This window comes from Solwaraspora sp. WMMD406 (assembly GCF_029626025.1).
Classification (GTDB): Bacteria; Actinomycetota; Actinomycetes; order Mycobacteriales; family Micromonosporaceae; genus Micromonospora_E.
On the sequence record NZ_JARUBF010000001.1, the window covers coordinates 2,646,578 to 2,666,366 of the forward strand.

The window sequence follows — 19,789 nt, forward strand, 5'->3', positions numbered from 1 at the left end:
CTGCTGTACTCGGCGTAAATGTCTATATTCTCATAGAGTGATCGAACGACTACCTAAAGCCATGATGGGGGTTGTTCGCGACGCTTCGGGTCATGCGACCATGGCGGGCGTGAAATCAGCCGCCCTGCCCGCCGTGTTGCTCGTACTCGGGGATGAGGAACTTCTGGTCACCCGAGCGGTCGCCGAGACCACCCAGGCCGCCCGAGCTGGCGACCCGCAGACCGACGTACGCGAATACGAAGCCGGCGCGGTGAGTCCGGGCGAGATCGCCGAGATGCTCAGCCCGTCGCTGTTCGGCGGCCGTCGTCTGATCGTCCTGCGCGCCGGCCAGGACGCCCGCAAAGACCTGGCGGCCGCACTGCTGGCGTACGCGAAGAGCCCCGACCCCGAGGTCACCTTGGTGGTCACCCACCTCGGTGGCGCAAAGGGCAAGGCCTTCGCCGACGGTCTGCGGTCCGCCGGGGCGACCGTGGTGCCCGCCGCGAAGCTCAAAGGGCACCGGGAACGGGTCGCGTTCGTCCGGGACGAGTTCCGCCGAGCCGGTGGACGCTGCACCGACGACGCGGCCGAGGCGCTCCTCGCCGCGGTCGGCAACGACCTGAGAGAGCTGTCCGCCGCGTGCGCCCAGCTGCTCGCCGACACCAATGGGCGGATCGACGCGGACACGGTCGCCCGCTACTACCGGGGGCGTGCCGAGGTCAGCGGGTTCACCGTGGCGGACGCGGCGATCGTCGGCGACGTACCCGGGGCGCTGGAGGCGCTGCGCTGGGCACTGCATGTCGGAGTCGACCCGGTGCCGATCGCCGATGCGCTCGCCGACGGCATACGTACCGTGGCCCGGGTGACCTCGGCCGGCCGGGGCAGCGCCTACCAGCTCGCCAGCACCCTGGGAATGCCGGCCTGGAAGGTCGAACGGGCACAGCGGCAGGGGCGGGGTTGGAGCGCGCACGGTCTGGTCGACGCCATGCAGGCCGCCGCACGGTGCAACGCCGAGGTCAAAGGTGGCGCCGACGATCGAAGCTACGCACTGGAGCGTGCGGTCGTCGCGGTCGCCCAAGCCCGGCACGTCAGTGGCGATCAACGGTGACGGGCGTGGCGGACGACGTGGCGGAGGACCAGGAGTACCAACCGCTCTACGCGCGGGTGCTTCGACTACGTCACGTACACCCCAGCGGGTTGAGCTGCCTGATGTTCTTCGAAGGCGGCTTCGTGTTCGGCGGGCTGCTCGCCTTGGCCGAGCTGATCCCCTGGTGGGGCCTGTTCGTGCTGCCGGTCGCGATCGCCGGCATGGTCAAGATCAACGATGTGGTGGCCGGGGCGGTGAGCCGATCGGCCGCGCTCGTCCCGGAGCGGGAGCAGGAACTGTTCCGCCGAGAGGTGGCACCCGCTGTTGGTTGGCGGCCCCGACCCGTGGTCCCGGTCTGGGCCGGGGCCACCGCGACCTGCGATGGTGGCACCGCGCCGGGGATCGAGATCCGTCGGCTGGGCCGGGCACACACCGAGTCGACCGCCGCGCATGCCGCCCTCACCGGACCGACGGTGTTCCTGGAGACCGTTGCGATCGGGCCGGTGCTGGAGCCGGCCCCGATCGATCCCGCGACAGTCGCGGCGCTCGGCGCGCCCACCGTGATCCTCGACGTCCTCGCCGAGCGAGACCGACGGGTCGCGGTCGACTCCACCGGCGACGCCGGCTGCCGGTGAGTGATAGTCGGCATCGCAGGCGGTAGCCGGCTGTTGGTAGCCGGCTGTTGCGGCGGCGCCGGCCGAGGTAGCCGTCGACACAGACAAGGCGCAGCCCGACGGGCTGCGCCTTGTCTGACGCGAGATCGCGGTGATGCTTGCGGCGACGTCCGTGTCGTCAGGACGAGAGCGACTGCAGGCGCTTGGCGATCGCGGACTTCCGGTTGGCCGCCTGGTTCTTGTGGATGACGCCCTTGCTGACCGCCTTGTCAAGCTTGCGGCTCGCCTCGCGCATCAGAACCGTGGCCTGATCGCTGTCACCACTGGAAGACGCTTCGTTGAACTTGCGGACGGCGGTCTTCAGCGCCGACTTGACCGACTTGTTGCGCAGCCGACGCTTCTCGTTCTGCCGGTTGCGCTTGATCTGGGACTTGATGTTCGCCACGCGACAGCCTCGCCCTGCTCATCCGAAATTGAAACGGCCAATCAGCGACTCGCGCTGACTGACACACGCTGACTGCGCGTGTCTCCACGCGCGAAAGGTCAGGTTACCAGCTCATCCGTCCAGCGGCCAAAACGGGCCCGACCACCCGCGGCGGGCAGCGAGCCAGGCGAGCGAGGTCTCGCCACTGAACTGTTGGTGGGCACGCGCGTGTGGGGAAGCGCCGGTCGGGTCGGCGGCGGCGCGGGTCAGCCAGTAACCGGACAGGGCGGCCAGCGCGGCGTCCAACGCGCCGGTCGGCGCGTGCGCCGAGGTCGGATGCGCGGCGAACAACGCGTCGGCGTCCACCCCACTGGCGTACGCCGTGACCAGCAGGGTCACCGTGTCGAACCAGGCGGGGCCGCGGCACAGCCAGGTCCAGTCGCAGATCCATGCCGCCCCGGCCCGATCGATGAGGACGTTGTCCAAGCGCAAGTCGCCGTGGATCACCGCGTCGTCGACCACCAGATCCGGCAACGCCGCTTCCAGCCGCGCCAACTCGGCCAACCGACCGTCGGCAGCCGTACCTCCGGCCAACCGACCGTCGGCAGCCGTACCCCGGACCGCTGGACCCCCGGCGGTGGTGTCGGCCGCCACGGTGGGCTTGGCCGCCGCGTTCGTCGCGCGACCCACCAGGGCCGGCGGCACCGGCTCCCGGCCGGCGGCGATCTCCTGCCACCAGGCCAGATCGGCCCGGGCCAGGTCCGCCAACCGGGGCAGCCCGATGGCGGTCAGACCGTCGGGGGGCCGCCGCAACGCCTCCGCCGTCCGGGACCATGCCGCCAACGCCGCGTTCAGTTCGGCATCCACCCACGGCAGCGCCGGAATCCGGCCGTCGATCGCGTCGAGGCAGAGGACGAAGTAGCCGGCCGTGGTCAGCGTCCAACGAGGCCTGGCCACCGGGACTCCCGGCGGTAGCTCGGCGGTGAGCGCCGCTTCCCGGGCGTACCAGTCGCTGAGATGGCGCTGCTCGACCAACGAGGCGGCCTTGACGAAGACCCGGTCGCCCGCCTTGGTGGTCAGCACCCCGGCGAAGCCGCGGGTGAATCCACCACCGGTGCTGGTGGCCCAGTTCACCGGGCTGCCGAGTCGACCGGAGATCGCCGTACGCAGATCGGCGGGTAGATCCGCCCAGGTGGGCCGGACCGCTGTCGCGTCATATCGAATGTCAGGCAACCGCACTGTAGCCACCTGTCCATTTTGCCGTGCCGGTCGCCTGACTCGGCACAACCGGCGGTGGCGAATTTCGCGTGGCTCGCCGACAGACCAGGTGACCAGGTGGTCGTACGGGCCGGCCGGGCTCGGGTGGCATGGCCGCCGTGTCGCCGACGATGGCGTGGGAACATAGGGAGCGACCGGCGACGACACCGGTCGAGACGACGTACTCCAGCCGAGCAGAACGGACCACCGTGCCACCGACGCCCGACTCCGGCGTGAACGCCCCCGGCGCCACCGATCCCGGCCGCATCAGGAACTTCTGCATCATCGCCCACATCGATCACGGCAAGTCGACCCTCGCCGATCGGATGCTTCAACTGACCGAGGTCGTGGACCCCCGGCAGATGCGTGCGCAGTACCTGGACCGGATGGATATCGAGCGCGAGCGCGGTATCACGATCAAGAGCCAGGCGGTACGAATGCCGTGGACCATCCGGGCAGGCGAGCGCCAGGGCGAGTCCGCCGTGCTCAACATGATCGACACACCGGGTCACGTCGACTTCACCTACGAGGTGTCTCGCTCGCTGGCCGCCTGCGAGGGCGCGGTGCTGCTGGTCGACGCGGCGCAGGGGATCGAGGCGCAGACGCTGGCCAACCTCTACCTCGCGCTGGAGAACGACCTGCACGTCATTCCGGTGCTCAACAAGATCGACCTGCCGGCGGCGCAGCCCGACAAGTACGCCGAGGAGCTGGCCCACCTGATCGGCGGGGACCCAGCCGACTGCATCCGGGTGTCCGGCAAGACCGGTGAGGGTGTGCCGTACCTGCTCGACGAGATCGTCCGGCAGTTCACCCCGCCGGTCGGCGACGCGGACGCCCCGGCCCGCGCGATGATCTTCGACTCGGTGTACGACGTCTACCGGGGGGTGGTCACCTACGTCCGGGTCATCGACGGGCGGATCGAGGCCCGGGACCGGATCAAGATGATGTCCACCGGCGCGGTCCACGAGCTGCTGGAGATCGGCGTCATCTCGCCCGAGATGATCAAGGCGCAAGGGCTCGGCGTCGGCGAGGTCGGATACCTGATCACCGGGGTGAAGGACGTCCGGCAGTCCCGGGTCGGCGACACGGTCACCATCAACACCCGGCCGGCGACCGAGGCGTTGGGTGGCTACAAGGACCCGAAGCCGATGGTCTACTCCGGCCTGTACCCGATCGACGGGTCCGACTACCCGGCGCTGCGCGAGGCGCTCGACAAACTCAAGCTCAACGACGCGGCCCTGACCTACGAGCCGGAGACCTCGGGTGCGCTCGGCTTCGGTTTCCGCTGCGGCTTCCTCGGCCTGCTGCACCTGGAGATCATCCGGGAACGACTGGAGCGGGAATTCAACCTCGACTTGATCTCCACCGCCCCCAACGTGGTCTATCAGGTGTCGATGGAGGACGGCGAGACCGTCACCGTCACCAACCCGAGCGAGTATCCGACCGGCAAGATCGCCGAGGTACGGGAACCGGTGGTCCGGGCCACGGTGCTGACGCCCAACGACTTCGTCGGCGCGGTGATGGAGCTGTGTCAGGGCCGGCGCGGCTCGCTGCAGGGCATGGACTACCTCTCCGCCGATCGGGTGGAGCTGCGCTACACACTCCCGTTGGCCGAGATCATCTTCGACTTTTTCGACCAGCTCAAGAGCCGGACCAAGGGGTACGCCTCGCTGGACTACGAGCCCTCCGGCGAGCAGCCGGCGGACCTGGTGAAGGTCGACATCCTGTTGCACGGGGAGCCGGTGGACGCGTTCAGCGCCATCGTGCACAAGGACAAGGCCTACGGCTACGGCACCACGATCGCCGCCAAGCTGCGCAGTCTCATCCCGCGCCAACAGTTCGAGGTCCCGATCCAGGCCGCGATCGGCAGCCGGGTGATCGCCCGGGAGACGATCCGGGCGATCCGCAAGGACGTGCTGGCCAAGTGCTACGGCGGTGACATCAGCCGGAAGCGCAAGCTGCTGGAGAAGCAGAAGGAAGGCAAGAAGCGGATGAAGATGGTCGGCCGGGTGGAGGTGCCTCAGGAAGCCTTCATCGCCGCCCTGTCGACGTCCGACGGCGGCGGTACGGACGGGAAGGCCGGCGGGAAGCGGTGAGTTCGTTGGCGGCCATCCCACGCGGGTATGGCCCCACGGCGGCGTACTGCCCGCGCTGCGCCGCCGGCCTGCCCGCCACCCCGCCGACCCGCTGCCGCGACTGTGGCTACCAGCTGTTCCACAACGCTCGGCCAGCGGCCAACGTGATCGTGGTCGACGCCAGCCGCAGTCGGTTCCTCGCCATCCGCCGGGTGGTGCAGCCCCGAGCCGGCCACTGGGAGACGCCCGGCGGGTTCTGCGATGGTGCCGAGCACCCGAGCGACGCCGCCGTACGGGAATGCCGTGAGGAGCTCGGCGTGCGTGTCGAGCTGGGCGGGCTGGTCGGGCTCTACCTCGGCGAGTACGAGTTCCAGGACGAGACGTTGGCGGTGCTGGAGTGCTTCTACCTGGCGACCATCTCGGGAGATGACCGGGTGCGGCTCGATCCGGCGGAGGCCGACGCGGCCGGGTGGTTTCCGTTGACCGATCCGCCCACTCTCGCGTTCCCGACCATGGATGCCGCAGTCCGGGACGCGGCGTCGATGTTGGGACGATGAACCGGTTTGGTTTTCACGATCCTCGGGAACATTGCGGTCACCAACGACAACGTGACATCTCCGACAGGAGGACGAGCAATGACTATCGCCGGGATCATCACCGCGCTCATCGTCGGTCTCATCATCGGTGCGCTCGGGCGCCTGGTCGTGCCGGGCAAGCAGAACATCCCGATCTGGCTGACCATGCTGATCGGTGTGGGTGCGGCTCTGCTGGGCACGGTGATCGCTCGGGCCGCCGGGTTCGCCACCACCGCCGGTTTCGACTGGCGTGAGCTGTTCGTCCAGGTCGTGCTGGCGGCGATCGGTGTGGCTCTGGTGGTCGGCGTCACCGGCCGGCGCAGCGTGAGCCGTTACTGACCGGAGTCCGCACGCAAGGTCGACGACCAGGTTCGTAGCGTCGACAGACACCGAACGGGTCCGTCGTCGCCGCCCGTCCCGTAGCTCGCGGGATCGGGTGGCGTCGACGGACCCGTTCCGGTTTCTCGTCCGACAACCGGCTGGTACGTAGCGCGTCAGCGCAACCAGGGAATGGTGCGGTCGAGTAGCCCGCGCTGCTTGAGCTCCTTGCGCAGCGGGATCTCGTCGTCGATGTACCCGTCCCAGTTGATGCCCCAGTAGTTCGCGGTGTGCGTGCCTTCGCCGAGTAGCTGCCGCTGCACGGGGGTGCGGTTGGCCCACCAGGAACCGTTCTTGTCCGGGTGCAGCTCGTCGAGGGGCCGGATCCACCGGTAGGTGTAGCCGATGAAGAGCATCTTGCGGGTGACGGTCGACAGGTTGGTCGATCGGGAGTGCCACTGCCGCCGGTCGAAGATAAAGGCGTCACCCGGGTTGGCGGTGATCTCGACGGTGCCCTCCGGATCGGGGTTGTGCACGCTCAGATCCGTCGGTCGGGGCAGTGAGTTGCGCAGGTGGCTGCCGGGGATCACCTTGGTCGCGCCCCGGCCGGTCTCGGACAGGTCCGACAGGACGTAGGCCACCTTCAGCGAGAACATCGGTCGGGGCAGGTTCGGATCCATGGTCTCCGGGTCCGAGTTCTGCCGGTAGCCGTCCTGGTGCCACCCCCAGTAGGGCTTTTCCGGCTCCAGCGCGGGGGGGGTCACGTCCAAGTGGTTGTGGTGGGTGTAGATGTTCCAGCCCGCCAGTCCCCACATGTACGGGAACGCGACCGGCTGGGTGAGCAGGTCGCCGAAGAGTTCGTCGCGCTCCAGGAAGCCCAGCAGGTGCAGGGTGCCGTCGGCGGTGGTGTTGCCAGCTGCCTTCTCTTCGGCGTACACCCGGTCGACCGCCGCTTCCAGCGCGGCTCGGTGTTCCTCGGTGAGAACGTTGCGCAGCAGCAGGAAGCCCTGCTCGTGGAATTCCTTCCGGTCGATATCACTGATTGCTTCGTAACCGGTTCGCCCACCGTAATCGAACACAGCTTTCCCGTCCCATCGACTTGAGCAAGCCTCGTGAAGGCCCTGGCGGATGGTGATCCTAGCTCTTCTGGGTCCGGCTGAACGGGCTCCTTGTCGACGGGTGCGGGATTCCCCGCGAATACCCAGAAACGACAGCTCCAGGTGCCTATCTGACTACTTCTAGTAACTACCTATCGGCGATAAAATATGGCATATGGTGATTTGGCGCTTGTTGCGCTAACCGTCGGTCAGCGAGAGCAACCTTCCGGTGGTGCCGAACGTCCGTCTCGCCGCGCCCCGGTCACCGACATCCGATCGCCGGCACCCGAACTCCCTGTTCGATCAGGCGAAGACTTCCGCCGTCACCTGTCCGGCTTCGGCCCCACCGCCGGAAATCGGCACCCAGACGCCGTCCTCGGCGGTCCATTCCTGATCCGCGTACGCGACCCTTTTCACCCCGTGGTCCGTGGCGTGCGACACCAGCCAGTGTGCGTAGCGCCAGCCCGCCCGCACATCGGTGACCGGCACCGTCAACGCGGGCGACTCCCACGCCGGGAAGAGCGTCTCCAGATCTCCCCAGTCCAGCCGCAGCCCGTCGGCCAACGCCGCCGTCGCCTCGACGCCGCGCATCGCCGGATCACGGTCGACAGTGCAGGAGACGGCACCGGTGGCGTCGCCGAGCAGCGCGGCGGTCAGCACCTCGGACTCGTCCGCCCACTTCTCGTACGCCTCGGGGAAGGCCGACCGCTGCACGGCCTGCGCCGCATCGGTCACCCGCATGTCCTCCCAGCCGCGGACCCGTTCCAATCCGGCGTAGAAGGCGTTGGTCGCGTACCTCGTGTCCCGGATCTCGGCCACCGATCCCCAGCCCTGGCTCGGCCGCTGCTGGAACAGCCCGACCGAGTCCCGGTCGCCGCCGGCGAGGTTGCGTAGCTTGGACTCCTGGAACCCGGTGGCCAGCGCGACGACGACGGCCCGCGGCGGCAGCCCCCGCTGTACGCCGATGGCCGCGATCGTCGCCGCGTTCGCCATCTGTTCGGTGTCCAGCACCACCCGGCGCAGCTCGGAGTCACCGGCACCGGGCATCGTCTCGGGAATCACCACGACGCAACCGCTGCTGGCACCCGGCAACGAGAACTCGCCGATCCACCGGCCCAGGCCCGCCCCACCGAGCAGCGCGACCACCACCAGTACGGCCACCAGCACCATCATGGTCCGAATTCGCACCGACACCCCCAACCGAAACGCTGCGACCCTTGGTACACCAGAGTCTGATGTGACGTCCAGCGCGCGCGACCGACACACGCCGTCACCGGATCCCGGCGTACCCTGTCAGGGCGTCCGCGCACCCCGAACCGAACACGGTGCGGACCCCGATCGAGTTCGACGGCCCGGCGGTCAGACCGGCCCGGCCGGCCGACGACTCACCCGGCCGGCCGACGACTCAGGGCCTCGGCACCCAGGACGGGTCGCGCTTCTCCCGGAAGGCCGACACCCCCTCCCGGCCCTCGTCGGAGAGGAAGTAGTCGGTGGACAGCCCACGCAGGAACTCGACGTCGTCGCCGATGTGTTCCGCCGGGACCCGCCGGAGCAACTCCTTGGTGCCGGCCAACGCGCCCGGGGCGCCCCGGACCAACGCGGCGCAGCAGGCCGTGACCGCCGCGTCCAGTTCGTCGGCGGCGACGGCGGCGGAGACCAACCCGATCCGCTCCGCCCGCCGCCCGTCGAACACCTCACCGGTCAGGTAGAGCTCGGTGGCGGCCCGGGGCTGCAGCCGGCGCAACACGGTGGCGGAGATCACCGCCGGGACGACACCCAGCCGGACCTCGGTGAAGGCGAAGGTGGCCGTATCGGCACAGATCGCGATGTCGGCGGCGGCGATCAGCCCGAGACCGCCGGCCCGCGCCGGGCCGGCGACCCGGGCCACGACCGGCTTGGGACACTCCCACAACGCGGCGAGCACGTCGCCGAGCATGCCGACGGGCACCTGCCGCGAGGCGTACGCGGCGGCCGTCTCGGTCAGGTCCGCGCCCGAGCAGAAGACCGGTCCGGTGTGACTGAGCACCACCACCCGTACCTGCGGATCGGCCACGGCCGCCGCCAGTTCGGCCAGGAACAGGGTCATCAGCGGGGTGGACAGCGCGTTGCGGTTGGTCGGGCTGTCCAGGACCAGGGTGGTCACCCCGGACTCGGTGACCGTACGGATCAACGGTTGCGCGGGCCTGGTGGGCCGAGGCTCATCCATGCCGGCACACTAGTCGTATGCCAGGACCGCTTCCCGACGGTGTGCCGGTGCCCGCCGACGGTTCCTTGCCGGAGCCGGCCCGCGCCGACGTGGGACGCCGTGGGTTCGGGGTGTACCTGCATGTCCCCTTCTGCGCGGCGCGGTGCGGCTACTGCGACTTCAACACCTACACACCGGCGGAGTTGGGCGGCACCGCTCCGACCGGCCAGTACGTCGAAGCCGTACTCGCCGAACTCGACCTCGCCGCGAAGGTCCTGGCCGACGGTTCTCCCCGGCGGGTGGACACGGTGTTCGTCGGCGGCGGTACGCCGAGCCTGCTGCCGGCCGACGACCTCGCCCGGCTGATCGCCGCCGTCGACGCCACCTGGGGTCTGGCCGACGACGCCGAGATCACGACCGAGGCCAACCCGGAATCGGTCGACCCGCGATCGTTGCGGGCCCTGCGCCAGGCGGGCTTCACCCGGATCTCGCTCGGCATGCAGTCGGTGGCACCGGCCGTACTCGACGTGCTGGAGCGCCGGCACGCTCCCGGCCGCGCCCTGGCGGCGGCCCGCGAAGCCCGGGACGCCGGCTTCGCGCACGTCAACCTGGATCTCATCTACGGGACGCCGGGGGAGACGGCGGACGACTTCGCCGCGTCGTTGGCCGCCGTGATCGGTTCGGGGGTGGACCACGTCAGCGCGTACGCCCTGATCGTGGAGGAGGGCACCCGGCTCGCGGCGCGGGTCCGTCGGGGCGACGTCGCGCGGCCCGACGACGATCTGGCCGCCGACCGCTATCTCGCCGCCGAGGCGGCCCTCGACGCCGCCGGCTTCACCTGGTACGAGGTGTCGAACTGGGCGCGGTCGCCGGCCGGACGGTGCCGGCACAACCTGCTCTACTGGACCGGTGGCGACTGGTGGGGCCTGGGTCCGGGGGCGCACAGCCACGTCGGCGGGGTTCGCTGGTGGAACGTCAAACACCCCACCACATACGCCGCCCGGTTGGCTGACGGGCGCTCGCCGGGTCAGGGACGTGAACTGCTGAGTCGCGCGGACCAGCGGGTCGAAGAGGTGATGCTGGCGATCCGGCTCGCCACCGGCGTGCCGCTGGACCGGCTGGAACCGGCGGGCCGGGACGCCGCCGCGCGGGCGGTCGGAACCGGACTGCTCGACGGGTCCGCGCATCGGTCCGGACGCGCGGTGCTCACGCTGCGCGGGCGGCTGCTGGCCGACGCGGTCCTGCGTGATCTGCTGCCGTGACCGCGCCGCGTCCGGACGGCATCGCCAGCGTCGTCTTCGTCGGTCCGCACGGTCTGATGCCCCGCCTGCACGGTCTGATGCCCCGGAGCCGCCCGGCTCCGGGGCATCAGACCGTCACGTGATGACGCTTGCCGTCACTTGATGAAGTTGGCGGACATCGGGTACTTGTAGACGATCCCGTCGTTCGCCTTCATACCGGCGATGATGCCGAAGACGATCTGGATGGCGAAGACCACCAGACTCGGGATGAACAGCAGGCACCAACTGACGAAGAGCAGCACGAACGCGATCGCCGACCAGAGGATCTGGAAGTTGAGCGCGGCGAGCGCGTGCGCGCGGACCGTCGGCGACTGCTGGCCCTTCGCCAGGTAGGCGATGAGCGGGCCGACGAAGCCGAGGGGTCCGAAGCTGATGAACGCGCCGAGCGCGCCACCGAAGTGGGCGATCAGCGCCCACGTCTTCTCGTCGTTGTTGGCGTAGCCGGGTGGGGGCGGACCTCCGTAACCCGGACCGCCCGCCGGTGGCGGGTAGCCGCCGCCAGCTGGCGGATAGCCCCCGTCCTGCGGTGGGTAGCCGGGCGGCGGGTAGCTCTCGCCGCTGGGCGGCGGGTTGTATCCGGGAGAGGAGGCCTCGCCCGGCATCGAGTAGGACGCTGGGGGTGGGGGCGGAGAAGTCGGGTCCGGCGTGCCGCCGAAGCCGCCTTCTCCTGGTGGGCGAGGTGGTTCAGTCATGCCGTCACGGTAGGGGGACGGATCAAGCCGCGCCAGCTAGCCCCGCCGACGATTTTCCCAGGCCGTAGGTCCGTAGGGCGGGCAGAGCCGCCAATGGGCCCGTACCTGTCGTCCGGGTAACGGGCCGCCTGCGCCCTGTCACCTGATTCGTGGCGCGGGGCGAGAACCGTCGGGTTCAGCCCGAAAACCGGCCGTCGCCTACCGCTGCCGGGCGAAGTATGCTGGCACTCACTATTGCCGAGTGCCAGTGTGACGAACCAGTGCGACGAACCAGTGCGTCGAATCGGCGGGTCGAAGCGGCGGGTCGAAGCGGACATCGGCTGACCGCGGCCACGACGGCCGCCGCCCTGGAGGAGGTGAGAGATGGGACTCGACGACCGTAAGCTCGACGTGCTCCGGGCGATCGTCGAGGACTACGTCGCCACCCAGGAGCCGGTCGGCAGCAAGGCCCTGGTGGAGCGCCACCAGCTTGGTGTCTCGCCGGCCACGGTCCGCAACGACATGGCGGTGCTGGAGGAAGAAGGCTACATCCGCCAGCCGCACACCAGCGCCGGACGGGTGCCGACGGATCGTGGCTATCGACTTTTCGTCGACCGGCTCTCCCGGGTCAAGCCACTGAGCCCCGCCGAGCGCCGGGCGATCGAGCGGTTCCTCGCCGGCGCGGTGGATCTCGACGACGTGGTGCACCGTACGGTCCGGTTGCTGGCACAGCTCACCCGCCAGGTCGCCGTCGTGCAGTACCCCAGCCTCTCCCGGTCGGCCCTGCGGCACCTGGAGTTGGTGCCGATCTCCACCACCCGGCTGATGGTCGTCCTGATCGTGGACACCGGACGGGTCGAGCAACGGCTCGTCGAGCTGCCCGCGCCGATCTCGGCCGACGACGTGACCGACCTGCGCCGGCTGGCCAACGAGAAACTCGGTGGCTGTCGGCTCTCCGACACCCCGCCGTTGGTGCAGGCGCTCGTCGACGAAGCGCCGTCCACGCTGCGACCGGCGATGACCACGCTGTCCACGGTCCTGCTGGAAACGCTGGTCGAGCGGCACGAGGAACGCATCGCGTTGGCCGGAACCGCTAATCTGACCAGGGGAGGACTACTCGACTTCCAGGGCTCGCTGCGTCCCATACTTGAGGCGTTGGAGGAGGAGGTCGTTTTGCTCAAGCTGATCGGTGAGGTGGAGCCGAGCACGCTTCGGGTACGCATCGGTGACGAGAACGAGATCGACAACCTGCGGGCCGCCTCGGTGGTCAGCACCGGATACGGACCGGGTGCCACCATCGTCGGTGGTCTCGGCGTACTCGGGCCGACCCGGATGGACTACCCCGGAACCATCGCCACGGTTCGCGCCGTGGCACGCTACGTCGGCGATCTGCTGGCGCAGAACTGACCGACGGGCAGCATTCCTGACCCGGCGAACTGCACACGCGAGACTGACACATGAGGACACCAGACGCAGTGGCCAAGGACTACTACGGCATTCTCGGCGTGAGCCGGGACGCCTCCGCTGATGACATCAAGCGGGCCTACCGCAAGCTGGCCCGGCAATACCATCCGGACGTCAACCCGGACCCGGCGGCGGCTGACAAGTTCAAGGACATCAACGCCGCGTACGAGGTGCTCTCCGACGACCAGAAGCGGCAGATCGTCGACCTCGGCGGTGACCCGCTCGCCCCCGGTGGCGGCCCTGGCGGTGGCCCCGGCGGTGCCGGACCCTTCGTCGGCTTCCAGGACATCATGGATGCCTTCTTCGGAGCGGCCGCCGGATCCCGTGGGCCCCGGTCGCGTACCCGCCCCGGCGCCGACGCGATCCTGCGCCTGGAGCTCGACCTGTCCGAGACCGCCTTCGGGGTCGAGGCGCCGATCACGGTCGACACGGCGGTGATCTGCACCACCTGCTCCGGCGCGGGCACCGCCACCGGCACCCATCTGGCCACCTGCGAGGCGTGTGGTGGCCGGGGCGAGGTGCAGTCCGTGCAGCGGACCTTCCTCGGCCAGGTCGTCTCCTCCCGGCCCTGCGTCGCCTGCCAGGGCTACGGCACGGTCATCCCGCACCCCTGTCCGACCTGCGCCGGGGACGGCCGGGTCCGGACCCGGCGTTCGCTGACCGTCAAGATCCCCGCCGGGGTGGAGGACGGCATGCGGATCCGACTGGCCCAGCAGGGGGAGGTCGGCCCCGGGGGCGGCACCGCCGGGGATCTCTACGTGGAGATTCACGAGCGGCCGCACGACGTCTACTCCCGCAAGGGCGACGATCTGCACTGTCGGGTCACCGTACCGATGACCGCCGCCGCCCTGGGTACCCGGCTGACCATCCGCACCCTGGACAGCGACGAGCCGCTCGACGTCAAGCCGGGCACCCAGCCGGGCGCCACGCTGCGGCTGCGCGGCCGGGGAGTGCCACACCTGCGCGGCACCGGTCGTGGTGACCTCTACGTGCACCTCGACGTCCGCACCCCGACCAAGCTCGACGCCGACCAGGAACGGATCCTGCGGGACTTCGCCAAGACCCGGGGCGAGGAGGTCGCCGAGCTGAGCAAGCAGGGCGGCTTCTTTTCCCGGATGCGCGACGCGTTCAACGGCCACGGCTGATCCTTGATCACCAGTCGGTCGACCACCCGCCCGTCGTGAGCGCACCGCTGTTCCTGGTCGAGCGGGTGCCGACCGACTCGGCGTACACCCTCGACGGCTCGGAGGGCCATCACGCCGCCGCCGTCGTGCGGCTGCGCGCCGGCGAGGAGCTCCTGCTGGCCGACGGTCGGGGTGCCACGGCGCTGGCGGTGGTCGAGGCCGCCGGTCGGCGCAGCCTGGACCTGCGGATCGTCGACCGCCGGTACGTCGCACCGGCCGACCCGGCCCTGGCGGTCGTCCAAGGCATCGCCAAGGGCGACCGGGGCGAGTTGGCGGTGCAGGCGATGACCGAGGTCGGAGTCGACGAAGTCGTGCCCTGGGCGGCGGCCCGGTCGGTCACTCGCTGGCGCGACGAACGGGGTGCGCGGGCCCGGCAGCGGTGGGTGAGTACCGCCCGGGAAGCGGCCAAGCAGGCTCGCCGGCCCTGGGTGCCGGCCGTCGCCGGCTCGGACGACGTCCCGGCCGAATCGACCTCGGCGGTGGCCGCCCGGCTCGGTGGCGCCGCCGCCGGCCTGGTGTTGCACGAGGCCGCCGACGAACCGTTGAGCCGGGTCGATCTGCCAGCCGCCGGCCAGATCGTCCTGGTCGTCGGGCCGGAGGGTGGGATCGCCGACGAGGAACTGGCCGCCTTCGTCGCCGCCGGAGCCCGACCTGTCCGGCTGGGGGACTCCGTCCTGCGGACGTCGACCGCCGGCCCGGCCGCGCTGGCCGTCCTGTCCGTCCGGCTCGGCCGCTGGTAGTAGCGCGCGACCCGGTCGGGTTCGACCCCCGATCCCGGTCCGCCTACCATCCGTGACGTGAGTGACAACTGTGTCTTCTGCCGGATCGCCCTGCGTGAGCTACCGACCGAACTGGTGCACGAGAGCCCGAACACGGTCGCGTTCCGCGATCTTCGTCCGCAGGCTCCCGTGCACGTACTGGTCATTCCCAAGCCGCATCATCCGGACGTGGCGACCCTGGCCGCCGCCGACCCCGCACTGGCGGGAGAGGTACTGTCGACGGCCGCCGCCGTGGCCGAGGCGGAGGGCCTGCGCGCGGACGGGTTCCGGTTGATCTTCAACACCGGGCGGTACGCCGGGCAGGAGGTCTTCCATGTGCACGCCCACGTCGTGGGCGGCGCTCCGCTCGGGCCGATGCTCAGCAGCTGAACCGCCGGCCGGTCGGGCTTGCGCGCGACGGCGGCGAAATGGAGACGGTGCGTCCGGCGTTGAGCCGATACGATGGGAGTCATCCGCCCGCCGCGACCCAGGGTGCGGCGCCGAGTTTGAGAGCAGGTGCGAAAGGCCCGCGGGCCGACCCATGACCGGCACTCCACCTCCCGGGCAGGCCCGGGTGCAGACCAAGATCACCGTTCCGGACCCGCAGATCATGGTCAACCTGCTCGGCGCAGGCGACGAGATCTTGCGGCTGGTCGAGCGGTCCGTCGCCAGCGACGTGCACGTACGTGGCAACGAGATCACCATCACCGGGGCCCCCGCCGACAACGCGGTGGCCGAGCGTCTCTTCAGTGAACTGCTCGAACTCATCGCCAAGGGCGAGACCCTGACCACCGACGCCGTCCGGCGGACCGTCGGCATGCTCGCCCAGGGCGGCACCGAGCGGCCTGCGGACGTACTCACCCTCAACATCCTGTCCCGGCGCGGGCGCACCATCCGGCCCAAGACGCTCGGTCAGAAACGGTACGTCGACGCCATCGACGCGCACACCATCGTCTTCGGCATCGGCCCGGCCGGCACCGGCAAGACCTACCTGGCCATGGCCAAGGCGGTCCAGGCGCTCCAGGCCAAACAGGTCAACCGGATCATCCTGACCCGTCCGGCGGTCGAGGCCGGTGAACGGCTCGGCTTCCTGCCGGGGACGCTCTACGAGAAGATCGACCCCTACCTGCGCCCGCTCTACGACGCGCTGCACGACATGCTCGACCCCGACTCGATCCCGAAGCTGATGGCGGCGGGCACCATCGAGGTGGCGCCGCTGGCGTACATGCGGGGCCGCACCCTCAACGACGCCTTCATCATCCTCGACGAGGCGCAGAACACCACGCCGGAGCAGATGAAGATGTTCCTGACCCGGCTCGGGTTCGGTTCCCGGATCGTGGTGACCGGCGACATCACCCAGGTCGACCTGCCCGGCGGCACCACCAGTGGGCTGCGGGTGGTGCGCGAGATCCTGTCCGGCGTCGACGACGTGCACTTCGCCCAGCTTTCCAGCACCGACGTGGTCCGGCACCGGCTGGTCAGCGACATCGTCGACGCCTACGCCCGCTGGGACGCCGACCGCGAGGCCCAGCAGAATCAGGGCGTCCACGCGGTGCCGGGTCGGGCCGCCCACGGCGGCCGGGCGAACCGGCGCCGCTAACAGCTTCGGGAGATCAGTTGTCCATCGAGATCGCCAACGAGTCCGGGGTCGACGTCGACACCGACGCGGTGCTCGCCGTCGCCCGCCACGCGCTGGACGAGATGGGCGTCAACCCGCTCGCCGAGCTGTCCGTACTCCTGGTCGACCACGACTACATGGCCGAGCTCAACCATCGGTGGATGGGCGGCGACGGGCCGACCGACGTGCTCGCCTTCCCGATGGACGAGGGCAGCGTGGACCACGGCCCGGGCGAGTCCAGTCCGGGTGAGCCCGGCCTGCTCGGTGACATCGTGCTCTGCCCCGAGGTGGCCGCCAAGCAGGCCGCCACCGCCGGTCACGCCGCCGCCGACGAGCTGCATCTGCTCACCGTGCACGGCGTGCTGCACCTGCTCGGCTACGACCACGCCGAGCCGGACGAGGAACGGGAAATGTTCGAACTGCAGGCTCGCCTGCTCTACAGCTGGAAGGAAACCCGGGCCAAGTGAACCCTGGCCATATGTCCGGCACCCCGCTCGCCGCCGTCGCGGGCCAGGCGGGGCTGCCGGACCTGCAACTTCTGATCGTCGCCGCGGGGCTGGTGGTGGTGGCCGGGATCATCGCGATGACCGAGGCCGCGCTGGTCATGGTCTCCCCGGCCCGAGCCGCCGAACTCGCCCGTAGCGGCAGCCGGGGCGCCCACGCGCTGAAGCTGGTCGCGGCGGACGCCGTTCGGCACGTCAATCTGCTGCTTCTGCTGCGCCTGCTGTGCGAACTCACCGCCACCACGCTCGTCGCGCTGGTCGCCGTGGACACCCTCGGCGCGGGCTGGGCCGCCGCGCTGGTCACCGCCGGCGCGATGACCGTGGTCAGCTTCGTCGTCGTCGGCGTCGGGCCACGCACGATCGGTCGCCAGCACGCGTACGTGGTGGCCCGGGCGGCCGCGCCGTTGGTGCGCGGGCTGGGCCGGGCACTCAACCCGCTGGCGTCGTTGCTGATCCTGATCGGCAACGCGGTGACCCCGGGTAAAGGCTTCCGGGAAGGGCCGTTCGCCACCCAGATCGAGCTACGTGAACTGGTCGACCTGGCCGAGCAGCGCGGCGTCGTCGAGCACGGCGAGCGGCAGATGATCCACTCGGTCTTCGCGCTCGGCGACACCATCGCCCGTGAGGTGATGGTGCCCCGGACCGAGATGGTGTGGATCGAGCAGCACAAGACGCTGCGTCAGGCCCGGGCGCTGTTCCTACGTTCCGGCTTCTCCCGGATTCCGGTCGTCGGCGACAACGTCGACGACGTTCGCGGCATCGTCTACCTCAAGGACGTGGTCCGCCGTACCCAGGGAGCCGGCCCGGAGGCGGAGGAGATCGCCGTGGTCGACCTGATGCGGGCCGCGACCTTCGTGCCGGAGTCCAAACCGGTGGACGACCTGCTCTCCGAGATGCAGGCCGCCCGTACCCACATGGTGATCGTCGTCGACGAGTACGGCGGCACCGGCGGTCTGGTCACCATCGAGGACATCCTGGAGGAGATCGTCGGGGAGATCACCGACGAGTACGATGTCGAACGTCCTCCGGTCGAGCGGCTCACCGACGACCAGGCGCGGGTGACCGCGCGACTGCCCGTCGAGGACCTCGGCGAACTGTTCGACATCGAGCTCACCGACGACGAGGTCGAGACGGTCGGCGGGCTGATGGCGCACGCACTGGGCCGGGTACCCATTCCCGGGGCGGAAGTCGTCGTCGCCGGACTGCGACTGGTCGCCGAAGGCACCACCGGCCGGCGAAACCGGGTCGACACCGTCCTGGTGACGCGGGTCCTCGACCAGCCGCCGTCGAGGCCGACCGATGGCACCCCCGCCGAGCGGGGCGAACGCCGACATGTCCGCACGCAGGAGAGGCAACACGCTGATGCCTGAGTCACCATCCACCGCACCCGTCGGGGAGCAGACCGCCCCGTTGTCCGACGAGGACGCCAAGCTGGTCGTGCTGGCCCGTGGCGCGCGGGCCCGGATCGGCGCGGTGGAGGGTGCCGCGGTCCGGGACCAGGACGGCCGCACCTACGCCGGGGCCAACGTGGCCCTGCCGTCGCTGACCCTGACCGCGCTGCAGCTCGCGGTCGCCTCGGCGGTCGCCGCCGGCGCCACCCGCCTGGAAGCGGCCGTCGTGGTGACCGAGGCCTCCACGCTGGACGGTGCCGGCCACGCGGTGGTGCGTGACCTGGCCGCCGAGGCACCGATCCACGTCGCCGCCCCGGACGGGACCCTGCTCGGTACGGTGCGTCAGTGAACTTTCGGGCCGGGTTCGCCTGTTTCGTCGGCCGGCCCAACGCCGGTAAGTCGACGCTGACCAACGCTATCGTCGGCCAGAAGATCGCGATCACCTCCAGCAAGCCGCAGACCACCCGGCACATCATTCGCGGGGTTTTGCACCGGCCGGAGTCGCAGCTCGTCCTGGTCGACACCCCGGGCCTGCACCGGCCCCGGACACTGCTCGGCGAACGCCTCAACGACCTGGTCCGGCAGACCTGGAGCGAGGTCGACGTCATCGGGCTGTGCATTCCCGCCGACGAGACGATCGGCCGGGGCGACCGCTTCATCACCGCCGAGATCGCCGGGCTGAAGGCCACCGTACTGGCCGTGGTCACCAAGACGGACCTGGTCGACCGCGCGCGGCTCGCCGAACAGTTGCTGGCAGTCAGCGAACTGGGTGACTTCGCCGAGGTGGTGCCGGTCAGCGCGGCGACCGGCCACCAGGTCGACACGCTCGTCGACGTGATGACGAAATACCTTCCGCCCTCGCCCCGGCTCTACCCCGACGACATGCTCACCGACGAGCCCGAGCAGGTGCTGATCGGTGAACTGATCCGGGAGGCGGCGCTGGAAGGCGTCCGCGACGAACTGCCCCACTCGATCGCGGTCGTCGTCGAGGAGATGATCCCCGAGGACACGTTGATCCGGGTGTTCGCCGACGTGTACGTCGAGCGGCCGAGTCAGAAGGCGATCGTGATCGGCGCCGGCGGTAGCCGACTGCGTGACGTCGGCACCCGGGCCCGCCGCGAGATCGAGGAACTACTCGGCAGCCGGATCTACCTCGACCTGCACGTACGGGTCGCGAAAGACTGGCAGCGCGACCCCCGACAGTTGCGCAAGCTGGGATTCTGAACGGCCGAGCGGCACCATCGCCGAGCGATCCCGCATCGTGACCCCGAAAACGGACCAGGGTCGC

General features: G+C 70.0%; 21 protein-coding genes. 15 read left to right on the forward strand and 6 right to left on the reverse strand.

Annotated elements, in window-relative coordinates; translation table 11 throughout:
* Positions 1 to 100 precede the first annotated feature (100 nt).
* Both holA and O7632_RS12065 read left to right on the forward strand, forming a co-directional pair.
* Positions 101 to 1,087: a DNA polymerase III subunit delta gene (gene holA / locus O7632_RS12060; RefSeq protein ID WP_278114066.1), complete on the forward strand. Its 987-nt coding sequence runs from the start codon at positions 101 to 103 to the stop codon at positions 1,085 to 1,087.
* A gap of 5 nt (positions 1,088 to 1,092) precedes the next feature.
* The gene (locus O7632_RS12065; protein ID WP_278114068.1) at positions 1,093 to 1,701 is read left to right on the forward strand and encodes a hypothetical protein; all 609 of its coding nucleotides are present in this window, start codon (positions 1,093 to 1,095) and stop codon (positions 1,699 to 1,701) included.
* Between the two features lie 157 nt (positions 1,702 to 1,858).
* Here the strand turns inward: O7632_RS12065 and rpsT are convergent, their stop codons facing one another.
* Together rpsT and O7632_RS12075 are read right to left on the reverse strand one after the other, a co-directional pair.
* Positions 1,859 to 2,125, reverse strand: a complete 267-nt coding sequence (gene rpsT, locus O7632_RS12070) for a 30S ribosomal protein S20 (protein WP_278114070.1) — start codon at positions 2,123 to 2,125, stop codon at positions 1,859 to 1,861.
* A gap of 111 nt (positions 2,126 to 2,236) precedes the next feature.
* Positions 2,237 to 3,337 (reverse strand): phosphotransferase, encoded by a 1,101-nt coding sequence (locus tag O7632_RS12075; RefSeq protein WP_278114072.1) that lies wholly within the window; start codon positions 3,335 to 3,337, stop codon positions 2,237 to 2,239.
* Between the two features lie 233 nt (positions 3,338 to 3,570).
* Here O7632_RS12075 and lepA point away from each other — a divergent pair, with 233 nt between their 5' ends.
* The 3 genes from lepA to O7632_RS12090 all read left to right on the forward strand — a co-directional run bounded on the left by lepA (position 3,571) and on the right by O7632_RS12090 (position 6,350).
* Positions 3,571 to 5,457 (forward strand): translation elongation factor 4, encoded by a 1,887-nt coding sequence (gene lepA, locus O7632_RS12080; RefSeq protein ID WP_278114074.1) that lies wholly within the window; start codon positions 3,571 to 3,573, stop codon positions 5,455 to 5,457.
* A 5-nt stretch (positions 5,458 to 5,462) separates the two neighbouring features.
* Positions 5,463 to 5,993 carry an NUDIX hydrolase gene (locus O7632_RS12085; RefSeq protein ID WP_278114075.1) on the forward strand — a complete coding sequence of 177 codons (531 nt, stop codon included), beginning with the start codon at positions 5,463 to 5,465 and terminating at the stop codon, positions 5,991 to 5,993.
* 78 nt (positions 5,994 to 6,071) lie between these two features.
* Entirely contained in the window at positions 6,072 to 6,350 is a 279-nt protein-coding gene (locus O7632_RS12090; RefSeq protein WP_278114077.1) for a GlsB/YeaQ/YmgE family stress response membrane protein, read from the forward strand.
* Between the two features lie 155 nt (positions 6,351 to 6,505).
* Here O7632_RS12090 and O7632_RS12095 read toward each other — a convergent pair whose 3' ends face one another.
* The 3 genes from O7632_RS12095 to O7632_RS12105 all read right to left on the reverse strand — a co-directional run bounded on the left by O7632_RS12095 (position 6,506) and on the right by O7632_RS12105 (position 9,632).
* Positions 6,506 to 7,408 (reverse strand): phytanoyl-CoA dioxygenase family protein, encoded by a 903-nt coding sequence (locus O7632_RS12095; RefSeq protein ID WP_278114079.1) that lies wholly within the window; start codon positions 7,406 to 7,408, stop codon positions 6,506 to 6,508.
* Positions 7,409 to 7,729: 321 nt separating this feature from the next.
* A complete protein-coding gene (locus O7632_RS12100) occupies positions 7,730 to 8,620 on the reverse strand; it encodes a hypothetical protein (RefSeq protein WP_278114081.1) in 891 nt (296 codons plus the stop codon).
* Between the two features lie 211 nt (positions 8,621 to 8,831).
* Positions 8,832 to 9,632: an enoyl-CoA hydratase-related protein gene (locus tag O7632_RS12105; RefSeq protein ID WP_278114082.1), complete on the reverse strand. Its 801-nt coding sequence runs from the start codon at positions 9,630 to 9,632 to the stop codon at positions 8,832 to 8,834.
* 17 nt (positions 9,633 to 9,649) lie between these two features.
* On the opposite strand from O7632_RS12105, the gene hemW reads away from it, so the two are divergent.
* On the forward strand, positions 9,650 to 10,873 hold the full coding sequence (gene hemW / locus O7632_RS12110; RefSeq protein ID WP_278114084.1) for a radical SAM family heme chaperone HemW: 1,224 nt from the start codon (positions 9,650 to 9,652) through the stop codon (positions 10,871 to 10,873).
* Positions 10,874 to 11,007: 134 nt separating this feature from the next.
* Here the strand turns inward: hemW and O7632_RS12115 are convergent, their stop codons facing one another.
* A complete protein-coding gene (locus O7632_RS12115; protein WP_278114086.1) occupies positions 11,008 to 11,604 on the reverse strand; it encodes a DUF4870 domain-containing protein in 597 nt (198 codons plus the stop codon).
* Between the two features lie 363 nt (positions 11,605 to 11,967).
* Between O7632_RS12115 and hrcA the strand changes: the two genes are divergently transcribed.
* From hrcA to era, 9 genes are all read left to right on the forward strand, one after another.
* Positions 11,968 to 12,990: a heat-inducible transcriptional repressor HrcA gene (gene hrcA / locus O7632_RS12120; protein ID WP_278114087.1), complete on the forward strand. Its 1,023-nt coding sequence runs from the start codon at positions 11,968 to 11,970 to the stop codon at positions 12,988 to 12,990.
* Positions 12,991 to 13,058: 68 nt separating this feature from the next.
* Positions 13,059 to 14,192, forward strand: a complete 1,134-nt coding sequence (dnaJ, locus tag O7632_RS12125; RefSeq protein WP_278119992.1) for a molecular chaperone DnaJ — start codon at positions 13,059 to 13,061, stop codon at positions 14,190 to 14,192.
* Between the two features lie 35 nt (positions 14,193 to 14,227).
* Positions 14,228 to 14,971 carry a 16S rRNA (uracil(1498)-N(3))-methyltransferase gene (locus O7632_RS12130; protein ID WP_278114089.1) on the forward strand — a complete coding sequence of 248 codons (744 nt, stop codon included), beginning with the start codon at positions 14,228 to 14,230 and terminating at the stop codon, positions 14,969 to 14,971.
* Between the two features lie 57 nt (positions 14,972 to 15,028).
* Positions 15,029 to 15,379, forward strand: a complete 351-nt coding sequence (locus O7632_RS12135) for a histidine triad nucleotide-binding protein (RefSeq protein ID WP_278114091.1) — start codon at positions 15,029 to 15,031, stop codon at positions 15,377 to 15,379.
* 151 nt (positions 15,380 to 15,530) lie between these two features.
* Positions 15,531 to 16,589 carry a PhoH family protein gene (locus tag O7632_RS12140; RefSeq protein ID WP_278114093.1) on the forward strand — a complete coding sequence of 353 codons (1,059 nt, stop codon included), beginning with the start codon at positions 15,531 to 15,533 and terminating at the stop codon, positions 16,587 to 16,589.
* A gap of 17 nt (positions 16,590 to 16,606) precedes the next feature.
* Positions 16,607 to 17,074: an rRNA maturation RNase YbeY gene (gene ybeY / locus O7632_RS12145; protein WP_278114095.1), complete on the forward strand. Its 468-nt coding sequence runs from the start codon at positions 16,607 to 16,609 to the stop codon at positions 17,072 to 17,074.
* Between the two features lie 11 nt (positions 17,075 to 17,085).
* On the forward strand, positions 17,086 to 18,480 hold the full coding sequence (locus O7632_RS12150; RefSeq protein ID WP_278114096.1) for a hemolysin family protein: 1,395 nt from the start codon (positions 17,086 to 17,088) through the stop codon (positions 18,478 to 18,480).
* The gene (locus O7632_RS12155) at positions 18,473 to 18,850 is read left to right on the forward strand and encodes a cytidine deaminase (RefSeq protein WP_278114098.1); all 378 of its coding nucleotides are present in this window, start codon (positions 18,473 to 18,475) and stop codon (positions 18,848 to 18,850) included. Before O7632_RS12150 ends, O7632_RS12155 begins: the two co-directional genes overlap by 8 nt.
* Positions 18,847 to 19,725, forward strand: a complete 879-nt coding sequence (gene era, locus O7632_RS12160) for a GTPase Era (RefSeq protein WP_278114100.1) — start codon at positions 18,847 to 18,849, stop codon at positions 19,723 to 19,725. Before O7632_RS12155 ends, era begins: the two co-directional genes overlap by 4 nt.
* The last annotated feature ends 64 nt before the right edge of the window (positions 19,726 to 19,789 follow it).